This window comes from Pseudoalteromonas sp. (assembly GCF_041613455.1).
GTDB lineage: Bacteria > Pseudomonadota > Gammaproteobacteria > Enterobacterales > Alteromonadaceae > Pseudoalteromonas.
In genome coordinates, this window is record NZ_JBFJHD010000097.1 from 1 (window position 1) to 11,442 (window position 11,442).

At 43.7% G+C, this 11,442-nt stretch carries 10 protein-coding genes and 3 pseudogenes; 3 read left to right on the forward strand and 10 right to left on the reverse strand.

What is annotated here, in order from left to right; translation table 11 throughout:
* The 4 genes and pseudogenes from ABYB02_RS10175 to ABYB02_RS10190 form a co-directional block, all read right to left on the reverse strand.
* Positions 1-747: MFS transporter (locus ABYB02_RS10175; RefSeq protein ID WP_372762354.1), on the reverse strand; the 747-nt coding region annotated here is incomplete at its 3' end.
* A gap of 23 nt (positions 748-770) precedes the next feature.
* Positions 771-1,781, reverse strand: coding sequence for an ArsJ-associated glyceraldehyde-3-phosphate dehydrogenase (locus ABYB02_RS10180; RefSeq protein WP_372762355.1), 1,011 nt, complete (start codon positions 1,779-1,781; stop codon positions 771-773).
* Positions 1,782-1,808: 27 nt separating this feature from the next.
* Positions 1,809-2,162 carry a metalloregulator ArsR/SmtB family transcription factor gene (locus tag ABYB02_RS10185; protein WP_372762356.1) on the reverse strand — a complete coding sequence of 118 codons (354 nt, stop codon included), beginning with the start codon at positions 2,160-2,162 and terminating at the stop codon, positions 1,809-1,811.
* 156 nt (positions 2,163-2,318) lie between these two features.
* Positions 2,319-2,685 (reverse strand): annotated as a pseudogene (locus ABYB02_RS10190) (Ohr subfamily peroxiredoxin).
* Between the two features lie 18 nt (positions 2,686-2,703).
* On the opposite strand from ABYB02_RS10190, the pseudogene ABYB02_RS10195 reads away from it, so the two are divergent.
* Together ABYB02_RS10195 and astB are read left to right on the forward strand one after the other, a co-directional pair.
* Positions 2,704-3,136: pseudogene (locus ABYB02_RS10195) on the forward strand (MarR family winged helix-turn-helix transcriptional regulator).
* A 377-nt stretch (positions 3,137-3,513) separates the two neighbouring features.
* On the forward strand, positions 3,514-4,860 hold the full coding sequence (astB, locus tag ABYB02_RS10200) for an N-succinylarginine dihydrolase (protein ID WP_372762357.1): 1,347 nt from the start codon (positions 3,514-3,516) through the stop codon (positions 4,858-4,860).
* Positions 4,861-4,946: 86 nt separating this feature from the next.
* Here astB and ABYB02_RS10205 read toward each other — a convergent pair whose 3' ends face one another.
* Positions 4,947-5,813 carry a mechanosensitive ion channel family protein gene (locus ABYB02_RS10205; RefSeq protein ID WP_372762358.1) on the reverse strand — a complete coding sequence of 289 codons (867 nt, stop codon included), beginning with the start codon at positions 5,811-5,813 and terminating at the stop codon, positions 4,947-4,949.
* A 341-nt stretch (positions 5,814-6,154) separates the two neighbouring features.
* Here ABYB02_RS10205 and ABYB02_RS10210 point away from each other — a divergent pair, with 341 nt between their 5' ends.
* Complete coding sequence (locus ABYB02_RS10210; RefSeq protein WP_372762359.1) at positions 6,155-6,835, forward strand: SDR family oxidoreductase; 681 nt, start codon at positions 6,155-6,157, stop codon at positions 6,833-6,835.
* A gap of 121 nt (positions 6,836-6,956) precedes the next feature.
* Here the strand turns inward: ABYB02_RS10210 and ABYB02_RS10215 are convergent, their stop codons facing one another.
* From ABYB02_RS10215 to ABYB02_RS10235, 5 genes and pseudogenes are all read right to left on the reverse strand, one after another.
* Positions 6,957-7,274: a hypothetical protein gene (locus tag ABYB02_RS10215; protein WP_372762360.1), complete on the reverse strand. Its 318-nt coding sequence runs from the start codon at positions 7,272-7,274 to the stop codon at positions 6,957-6,959.
* Between the two features lie 145 nt (positions 7,275-7,419).
* Entirely contained in the window at positions 7,420-8,217 is a 798-nt protein-coding gene (locus tag ABYB02_RS10220; RefSeq protein ID WP_372762361.1) for a response regulator, read from the reverse strand.
* Between the two features lie 93 nt (positions 8,218-8,310).
* On the reverse strand, positions 8,311-9,027 hold the full coding sequence (locus ABYB02_RS10225) for an NAD-dependent deacetylase (protein ID WP_372762362.1): 717 nt from the start codon (positions 9,025-9,027) through the stop codon (positions 8,311-8,313).
* A gap of 100 nt (positions 9,028-9,127) precedes the next feature.
* Positions 9,128-9,761: pseudogene (locus tag ABYB02_RS10230) on the reverse strand (isoprenylcysteine carboxylmethyltransferase family protein).
* Positions 9,762-9,912: 151 nt separating this feature from the next.
* The coding region (locus tag ABYB02_RS10235; RefSeq protein WP_372762363.1) for a TonB-dependent receptor at positions 9,913-11,442 on the reverse strand (1,530 nt) is incomplete at its 5' end.

Genomic DNA, 11,442 nt, shown 5'->3' on the forward strand with positions numbered 1-11,442 from the left:
AAATTGCGCGGCTAAATAAACCGGTAATGCCACCACAAACCACACATCGCGTGCTGCAAATAAGCATAACCGCGCCGCACTGAGTAAGTTAATAGCTGCCGATTTAGAAAACAGTTCGGTGAATTTGGGCTTATTTTTAGCTTTGCCAATATCACCTTGTAAAAACACTAAACTTGTAAGCCAAGCAAGCGCTAATAACGCGATTAACGCCGTTAATGCTCCTACAAAACCAAACAGCGTCAATAATACCCCGCCTAAAAAGAAGCCCACCCCTTTTAATGCATTTTTAGAGCCGGTTAGGCGGGCAATCCATTTATACAGTTGCTGGTGTCCTTGCTGATCGTTGGGTACTAAATATTTAATCGCGCTTTTGGCACTCATTTTATTCAGGTCTTTGGCGATACCACTGAGCGCCTGCGCGGCCATCACATAGCTAACCGTTAACCAATCGGCGGGGAAACACAGCATAGCTAACGCAAGCAATTGCAGCCCCAAACCTATATTCATGGTTTTATTTAAACCAAAATGGGCACCGAGCCAGCCGCCCACTAAATTTGTGATCACGCCAAACACTTCGTAAAACACAAACAGCATGGCAATGGCTAATGCCTCATAGCCTAACTGATGAAAGTGCAGCACCACCAACATGCGCAGTGCGCCATCCGTTAAGGTAAAGGCCCAATAATTACCAGTAATGATTAAATATTGCTTTATCGCGCTGGGTAAGCTGGCGAGTTGCGAAAACATGATTAAAACCCTTAAAAACTATGTTAAACCAAGTCGCTTTGCGCCACTTTTAGCATCAGCTCGGCGGTACGATTAGCATAACCCCACTCGTTATCGTACCAAGCATACAATTTAAGCTGGGTGTTATTGATCACCATGGTCGACAGTGCATCAATAATACTGCTACGCGGATCGGTTTTATAATCAATAGACACCAACGGCTTTTCCTCATAACCCAAAATGCCGTTAAGCTCATTGTGGGCGGCGTGCTCAAACCAACCATTCACTTCATCTTCGGTTACAGCGCGCTCCAATTCAAACACACAATCGGTGATCGAGGCGTTGGTTAGCGGTACGCGCACCGCGTGGCCATTTAGCTTGCCTTTAAGCTCAGGAAATATATGCGTGATCGCGGTAGCACTGCCGGTTGTGGTCGGTATTAAGCTGGTGCCACACGAACGAGCGCGACGTAAATCTTTATGCGGGGCATCAATAATGGTTTGCGTATTGGTGATATCGTGAATAGTGGTGATAGAGCCGTGTTTTATACCAACCTTCTCTTGTAGCACTTTAACGACTGGTGCTAAACAATTAGTGGTACATGACGCGGCGGTAACTATTTTATGTATATCCGGATTGTAAAGATGATCGTTCACCCCTAATACAATATTTAAAATACCCGGCTCTTTTACCGGTGCGGTCACCACCACACGCTTAACCCCTTGTGCTAAATAAGCATTTAACAGCGCGGTGGTTTTCATAACCCCACTGGCTTCAATAACCACATCGCAGTCAGACCAATCGGTGTCGTCAATGCTGCTATTATTACTCACCGTGATGGTATGTTTAGCGACGGTGATGGTATTGCCACTGGTATTCACTTGGTGAGCTAAGCGCCCATGTACCGAGTCAAACTCTAACAAATGGCCGTGCGTTTTAGCATCGCCCGCCACATCGTTTATTTTAATAAACTCTACATTTGGCCAGTCAATGGCTGCACGTAAGGTTAAACGCCCCATACGGCCAAAGCCGTTAATACCTACTTTAATAGTCATAATAATTACTCTTTATAATAATGTTATTTAACAACAACTTGCTTTACGCTCTGGGCGGTTACCCATGGCATTGAGCCGGTTTAGATCGTCGTTATAATATGGGCGGTTAGCGGTTAGCGTGTGGCTAATCGCCGTGAGAGCCCAATCTGGTAATGCTTTATTAATACTGTAGTACACCCACTGATTTTGCTTACGATCGGTTAATAAACCACATTGGCGCAGTTGCGCTAAATGGCGCGACACTTTGGGCTGACTCAGTGCCAATGCAGCAACCAGTTCGCAAACACACAACTCTTGCTGATCAGCGATAAGCAGTATCGCCTTTAAACGTGTATCGTCTGCTAAGCATTTATAAAATTGCAGGGGGTTGAGTTGTTCCATAGCGTCCTCGTATCGTTAATAGCTACACAATAAAACAAAAAGTTAATATATGAAATAGTGAATATACGATTTTTCGTATATTCACTTTAATGGCCGCAAAAACAAAAAAGCACACAAGATTATTGTGTGCTTTTTAACTCTGAGTGGCTGCTGTTATTAAATAACCGACAGCTCAACGGTAATATTACCGCGTGTTGCATTTGAATAAGGGAATACTAAGTGCGCTTTATCGACCAGTGTTTGTGCTTGCGCTTTATCCATATCACCCAACGATACTGCAAGCTTTACCGCAATACCAAAACCACCGTCAATAGCACCAATAAAACAAGCAGCGTAACCTGCGGCAAATAATTGCTTAGGATTAGTGCCGCTGCCATCATCGCCACCTAATCCTTTCGGGGTTGATAAATTAACATTTAAGCGACCATCATCCGATTTAGCAACCCCTTCGCGACCCCGTTGCGGTGGCTTTTGCCGTGTAAGCCACATTTTGTAATTCATTATCTGCTCCAAAATTTAAAATCGCTTTAAAGGAGAGGTCATGCCATTTGCACACTTAAAGTTAAAAAACCAGTTATGCCATCGATTATATAGGGCATCAAACAGTGTGGCTCGCGCCTATCGCGAACCTTTAGCCGCACTTGATTTAACCTACCACAATATTTAGTGATGATGGCATTATGGGAAGACGATCAGATAAGTATTGCTACATTAATCAATAAAACCAGTATAGACGCTGGGGCGCTGACGCAAATATTAAAAACATGACTGACAAGTCACTCATTACTGTGCTCACTGCTGCGCACGACAAACGCCAACGCGTAGTAAAGCCTACCCAGCATGGTGAAGCACTACAGCACCAAGCCAGTACTATTCCTGAACAAGTATTTTGTCAATTTAACAAATTGGATGCCAACCAAGCGCAGCAACTGATGCAGCTGCTCGACTTAGTGGTGAACGACAGTGCTAATTAATTAGCTCCCCCTTGTGATTAAAACAGTGCAGCGCGATTAAAGCACTCACCATGGCAGTGCAGACTCTTTATTTACCGGAAAAATAAAAACATAATCCACTGATTTTTAATAACATTTAATATTGGCATAGTTCTTCCTTTAACCTTATGTGTTTCATGCTAAAGTTAAGGATAAATTATGTTTAACCTCTACCATACCCTGTATTTATTATGGCGTTTAGATATCAGTATCTGGCAAGTCAATGAGCCCACTAACCCGCATACCACGGCCGACAAAGAGCGTATCTGCAAGCAATAAACTGTGTCACTGCGCTGCCTTTGCAAGCGCGGCTATTGCGGTGTATGGTTAAATACTGTTAAACATTTTAGTGGAATATTATGGCTGCCTTAGAAGTGAATTTTGATGGACTAGTAGGCCCTACACACAACTATGCGGGGTTATCGTATGGTAATGTGGCTTCTTTAAATAACGCGGCCAGCTTTTCCAACCCATTACAGGCCGTGTTACAAGGCCTTGAAAAAATGAAAGCGATGCACGATAAAGGCCTAACGCAAGGGGTGTTTGCCCCGCATGCTCGCCCTGATCTTAATGTGCTGCGCCGCTTAGGCTTTTCTGGCAACGACGCGCAACTGATCACTAAAGCATTTAATGCCGACCCTATTTTATTGCGTGCCTGCTATTCGGCCTCGGCCATGTGGACCGCGAACGCTGCAACCGTGTCGCCATCCCCCGATACCCACGATGCTAAAGTTCACTTTACCGCCGCAAATTTAAATAATAAGTTTCATCGCTCATTAGAGCCTGCTACCACCACGCGTTTACTCAAGGCTATGTTTAACAACTCACAGCATTTTGTGCACCATCAGCACTTACCCGAGCAAGGCTTTTTTGGTGACGAAGGTGCTGCAAACCATACCCGCTTTTGCGATAGTCATGGCAGTGAAGGTCTTGAAATGTTTGTCTTTGGTGCCAGTGCGTTTAACAGTCATTTACCCAAGCCCCGTAAATACCCCGCAAGGCAAACCTTAGAAGCCTCTGAAGCAATTTGCCGCTTGCACAACTTAAAAGACGCCAGCCAAATTATACTGCAGCAAAATCCTGAGGTGATTGACCAAGGCGTATTTCATAACGATGTTATTGCGGTAGGCAATGCCAACGTCCTGCTGTGTCACCAACAAGCATTTTTAAATCAACGCCAAGCACTGCAAGATATTCGCGATGCCTATATTGGCAGTAAACAGTTTTATATTATTGAAGTCCCTAGCAATAGAGTGACCATTCAAGACGCTGTAACCAGTTACTTATTTAACAGCCAATTAGTTAGCTTAAATGACGGATCAATGTTGCTAGTTGCACCACAAGAGTGTCAACGCAACAGTACGGTAAACGCCTATATTGAAGACATGCTGCTGGCCGATAACCCGGTAAATCAGGTGCAGTTTTTTGATTTACGCCAAAGTATGCAAAACGGTGGCGGCCCAGCTTGCTTGCGTTTACGGGTTGCATTAAGCGAGCAAGAGCTCTCAGCGGTGAATCCTGAGGTTATTTTAACCGACGCCAAGTACGCACAACTGGTTGCTTGGGCTAAGCAACATTACCGCGACAGATTAGCGGCTAACGACTTTGCCGACGCAGCGTTACTGCGCGAAAGTTATCACGCTTTAGATGAGCTGACACAACTGTTAAATTTAGGCTCAGTGTACGACTTTCAGTTAGAAGGCTAAGCACTTACGCTAAATAAGCACACATAAGACAACAAAAAATAGCGAGCCTTAGCTCGCTATTTTTATTGATGCTGATACGGCTGCTATTACTCTACTTTTGCCGTGTCTTTATTCACTGTAATGCTGCTCGCTAACGACTCGGGTAAGTGTAACGTACGCTGTGGAAAAGGTATGGTAAGCCCCGCTTGTTCAATCGACTCTTTGACGCGCTTATTAAGATCCCACAAGGTTTGCCAATAATCGCCATTCACTGTCCAGGCGCGTAATTGCAGGTTTACCGAGCTTTCGGCTATCGATACCACCATCACTTTTGGTGCCGGATCGGCTAATAAGCGACTCTCTGAGCTAGCTATTTCTTTAAGTACATTGAGGCCATCATCAATTGAGTCGCTATAGGCAATGCCCACCACAATGTCCATGCGCCGTTTGCCATTACGGGTAAAGTTTTTAATATTGCCGCCCCATATTTTACCATTAGGGCACGCGATATACAGGCCATCGCTGGTTTTAAAAATGGTGGTAAACAGGTTTATTTCGCTCACAGTACCCGATGTGCCACTGGCATCAACAAAATCACCCACCTTAAACGGGCGCAGAATTAATAACATTATCCCTGAAGCAATATTACTCAGTGTGCTTTTTAGCGCTAAGCCAATCGCTAATCCGGCCGCCGCCATAAGCGCAACTAAACTGGCGGTATTAACACCAAAAATATCTAAAATAAATAACGCCGCAATAATATACACCAGGTAACTCGCAAGGCGAGATACGATAGGTAATAGCGTATCATCTAACTTATTAAGAGGCGATTTAGAGCCATTAATCGCCCTTTTAACAGCCCGAGCAATAACCGCGCCGGCAATTAAAATAACGATGGCTAACACCACTTTGTAGCTTAAAGTGATGATAGTTTCAGAATGATTTTGCCAAAATACTAACAACTTATCTTTCACGTTTTAATTCCAATAAATAATTGCTGTATTACAGCTAAAGTTTAACACCACTATGGTATTGGTTGAAATGGCGCGATTTTATAGCATAAATTATATAAAGCCACACATTTTATAACTTTGTTTTATTTAAAAATAAATCAAATACAATCAATGATATAAACTAAAAAACACGCTCTTGAAAAAAGTTTTTCGCTACTCTTTAGTATAAGCTCGTGTTTAACACTAATCAGGGAAGCACTATTCAATGTGAGTTAATCTTTTGCTGCTAAGGTAATATTTCAACTGACCAACTATATTTACTCAACGTCATACATGTTGAGTTATTGATTTAGGAGATAATTATGTCCTCAGCAAAAGTAATTTTAATCACCGGTGCATCCAGCGGCATCGGCGAAGCTACTGCAAAAACCTTAGTGGCACAGGGTCATCACGTTATTTTAACCGCACGTAACGAAGAAAAGTTAAAGCAGCTTGTTAATGAGCTAGGCAAAGACAATGCTTACGCAATTGCAGCCGATGCCACAGACTTTTCTGCGCTAGAAGCTGTGGTTACACAAGGGGTGAAGCACTTTGGCAAGCTTGATGTGGCATTTGCCAATGCCGGTATGGGAGTTTCGTCGCCGGGTACAGAAAATGGAGATCCGGAAGAATGGTCAGCCATGATCGATCTGAATATTAAAGCGCTACTTTGGACGGCAAAACTCACCTTGCCTCATTTGCGTAAAACCACGGGGCACTTTATATTAACCAGCTCAGCCGCGGGAAGACGGCCGCTTGATGGCTCTGTGTATGGTGCTACGAAATGGTTTGCCCATGGCTTTGGGCAAAATCTCGCAGAAGAAATGAAACCATGGCAAGGCCGCTGTACTACCATTGCCCCGGGTATGGTTAACACGCCATTTTTTGATGAAGCCAAACCTGACAAACTCGACCCACAAGATGTCGCCGACGCCGTGCTGTTTGCCATTGAGGCAAAGCAGCGCAACAATGTGCGTGAAATTTACTTAATGCCGACTCACTAAGCTCTGCGTTTTTACTATTTAAATGGTTATGAAAAACAGCAAGCCAATGGCCACTAAATGAGCCAATGGCTTGCGGAGATAAACGGTTTTTTATAATAACGGGTAGCGCCGTGATTGCCTTTTATGCTTCACGGTGCTTTTGTTCATGGCTATCGTAATCGGCATCTCGGGCTCTTCTATCGCTGTCTCGTTTGCCTTGTTTACGTTTTCTTTTTACCGCTTCTGCCATATCATTCACTATCAAGCCTTCATCAGTGTTTTCTGCTTCACACAGTATTTCATCTATCGCGACATCCATTTCAGCGCGAATTTCTGCTATGGCAAGTCGTTTTTCTTTGAGGATCTCATCTATCGCCATACGTTTGGCAGCAGCAATGGCCGCTAGTTGTTCAGCAGCGTCGTCGTTACTATTGAGATTATTGATGTCGGAGTCAGACATAATGTATCCTTAGCTAAAGTAATTACAAGTTAGTCATCTTTATACTTTAGTAGAAACTTTCAAAAATAACACTGCGTGTTAAAATTGCTTTATAGTCATATTCTCCAAACGCTTTTAGTCACCCTATTTATTGGTTAGTTAGCAATTAAGCCATTATTTTAAACAATAAATCTCTTACGGTAGCCGGTTCAAATGGTTTATCGCAAATAGCGTCCACGCCGGCTTGGGCAATATTGGCAAGTTGGGTTTCGTTTGCTTCTGAGCTCACCATTAAAATAGGAATATGTGAATAACTATCAGAGCGCCGTACCGCCTCGGTGAACGCTTTGCCATCCATTTCAGGCATGTTGTAATCGGTAACAATTAAATCAAAAAGCTGGTTATCTAACTCTGCTATTGCTTGTTTGCCGTTTGCTGCTTCCACCGGTGCAGGTATGCCCATCCCCGCCAGCACGCGAATAATATGTTTGCGCGCAAAACGGCTATCGTCAACCACCAAGACGCGCAGCAAAGTAACATCAAAATGCGCTAACTCAACCTCTTGCTCGGTCATAATATCTAAGGTGGCTTTTAAAGCACGCGTGATGGCAGCGGCACTAAATGGCTTAGGTAAAATAGCCAACACTCCTGATTGCCGCAGTTGCTCAAGGTGTTTTTTATTACGCTCACTCGACACGAGCATAAATGCTTGCTGTTCGGTTTGCGGATTTGCGCGAATGCTTTGCAATAATGTATCGGCTGTGCCGTCGGCAAAGTACATGCTGCTGATCACTAAGTCGGGCTGGTAGCTATCGAGCATAGTTAATGCTTGGCTTTGTGTTGTGGCGGTGTCTACTTGCTTTACGCCCGTATGGCGCAGCGCGTTAATGATCAGCTTTTGTTGCACCACTGACGGCTCTACTAATAGTATTGATAAATCGCCGATTCCAATTAAGTCACTCATGTATATCTCTTTTATATTATTATTTTTGTTAGATTTTTATAAGTTTAACAACATTACTGCACGCTAGATTGGTAACCAAACATCTGCGGTTGCTTAATTAACTTGAATATAGTCAAGTGCCGTCATTTTTTTATAGCTCACATTGGCATGCAAAATATGCGCAGGATTAGGGTCGACCACTTCAATGGGAATATCGTAATCTCGTGCAATTTCGAGCGCCATTTGCGTAATATTAACGCTAAATGAGGTGCCCATAAATACCATTTTATCGGCGTCTCGCATGCGTTGTTGTGCTTCGCTAATGCGATAAAGTTCGGTGTAATATTCATCAAATAATAACACCAATGGTTTAAAAGAATGATTTAGCAAAGGAGTCTGCTGTTGAATATTAAACATTGCTAATAATGAGTCATGCAACCGGCTTTCGTCAACATCGGCCCACGGAGCTGTTAACGGGGTGACGTTATCGCCTTGTTGATGAAACAGCGTCATTTGATCTAAGCGACCATGCACTGCAATGTAATTTTTATTGCCCGCTTTGCCATCAAGCCCGTCAATATTTTGCGTTATTAAGTTTTTATCTTTTAACCAATAATGCACCTCGTTGGGGCCGTGATCGCGATAACGCGCAAAACGCTGGTAATACCACGCCAAAAATTCAGCGGGTGCCTGTTGATACATAGCCCGTGTTGCCATTTCCATTGGCGTATAATTTTTACTACCCATTCGCCAATAGCCTTCATCGCCCCGAAATGTAGGAATGCCACTGGCTGCACTCACACCTGCCCCGGTAATGTATAACGTATTCATGGTTTACCTTCATTTTTAGCTGATGACAATGTTAGTCATCGCTGAGTGTTTACATAACAGTTCGCTATGCCTAGCCTTATTGTGCCGTTTGGCAAGCTAACTACAACCAGCGAGGAACCTGTTGCTTATATTGCGTATAGTGCTGCTGAAAAACAGCAGCTAAATGGGCCTCTTCGACTAACACTTGACGATACAAAGCTACAAGTCCAATCACTAAGCACACTAAACTAAACACACTCGGCAACGCTAAAAAGAACCCCAGTTGCGCTGCTGCCACACCTAAATACATTGGATTGCGTGAGTAACGATACAGTCCGTCTACTTTCAGCTTATTGGGTCCGTTTGGATCAACCCCTGAGCGCCATAGTGAAGCTAAGGCAAAATGTCCGCTCATCACAACCATAAACCCTGCTGTTAATAAAATATTACCTAACATGACCCAAGGCCAAGTATTTAACGGCAAAAATACCCCTAGGTAATGATCGGTACTCGGCATAAGTACCCGCATAACACAGAGCAACCATATGACCACTCTAAAAAAGCGAAATGCGAGGTGATTCCACCAATGCGCACAAAATTTTTCCCCCGTAAACACCACTCCAGATGGCGTACTGCGGTTTTTATAAATAATTCTGTAGCTATAAAATAACGCGACGAAGGTGAAAAAAAAGGGCTAAATAAATGCGGGTAAATTCAATTAATGACGCAGAGTCACTAATGATAGATTGAAACAGTGTCAAATAAATCGCTCACGAGCCTAGCTAGAATAGTGGATAAATTAAATCATAGTATGTTACGCATTCATAGCGTTAAAGTAATAGTTCAGCATTGCACAAAGCCAAGTTAAAGTGACGTCGGCTTTATGCAATGGCAGTGGGACAGTGTTTAAAAGCGGTAATTGATCCCCGCATAGTAACGTCTACCTGAATAACTTGAGTTTAACAGCCGCGCGTCGCTGTCGTTACCTAACCGTGTAATCGACTCCGCTTTTGTGACGTTAATGACCGCTGCCGTAAAACTTAACGCATCAGAGAGATTAATCGCGGCATTCACATCTAGTTGCGCATATGGGTCTTGGTATACATTTAAGCCACTATTTAAGCCTAATACCGTTTCGCCGCGTTTATTATACGAAGCGCGCACATTAAACGCCTCTCCTTCGTAATACACCGAAGTATTATACTGATATTTTGCACTGCCAATCAGCGGCGACTTACCCAACGCGTCCCCGGCAACACTCACGGTTGCTTGGTTGGTTTTGTTATAAGTATAATTTGCCGCAACACCAAAACCGCTATCAAACGCATGCTGCCAAAACACCTCCGCCCCCTTTGATACCGCATCCGTGCCGTTGCCTACGGTGCTATAGGGTGAAATGGTGATGTTACCGGGCTCTACAATTCCCTCCTTGCCGGCAAAATCTTGTTGCGCGTTAATAATCACCGGTACCACAAAGTTATCCACTTTTTTATGAAACAGCGCTAAACCAAGCGCAGAGCCGTCGCGATAATAATATTCAACGGATAAATCAGCTTGTAGCGATTCAAATGGTTTTAAGTTTTTATTGCCGCCACTGCCGCTAAACCCAGCTTGCTCGTTAAAGTCGGCTCTGTCGTCTGCCCATTCATCGGAAATAAAACGAATACGTTGCTGCGCCCCTAAGTCGCCATAATCAGGACGCGACATCACTTTAGCCAGCGCACCACGAATAACAACATTATCGCTGACATCCCAGGCAATGTTAAAGCTGGGTAGAATTTGCGTATCGGTGTTTTTTTGCGTAATAAGTTGATAGTCTTCTACAAAGCGATCATCGCCAATTACCGGCTCGCCTGTCTCGTCGTTGGTATGATCTAAAAAGTAACTGTATAAATCGGTAGACGCACTCTTAGTGTTAGTGTGTACCACACGTACCCCTAAATTACCGCGCACGCGGTCAAACTCAAAGTCGCCTTGCAAATAAAACGCCGAGATTTGCTCAGCTATATCGTATACAAAGTTATCTTCCTTACGGGTATAAGGTACGTAATTACTGGTAATAATGTCGCGGTATTTTTGCCAATCAATAGTTGGCATGTGATTAATATTAAAGCCACCGGCGATATTACTTTCACTGGTAAATACGTCTTTAGCCAATGGCATGCCATTATTCCACTGGTAACTATCAAAGCGGGTTATGCCGCCCTCGCGCGCTTCACCTGCGGCAATATCAAAACTAGGATCTAAAAAGAAGGTATTGCCGGTTTCGCGGTGCAATGTGGCTTCGCGGTATTTTACACCGGTTCTAATGGTGGTTAAAAAGCCCCAATCGGCGTAAAAATCGATATCGGCTTGATAATAGCTTTCTTCTAGCTCGCTGCGCACAAAGCTTGAATTTGAAGAGCCTGCATCGCGCCCACCGCCTACGCCGCTGAG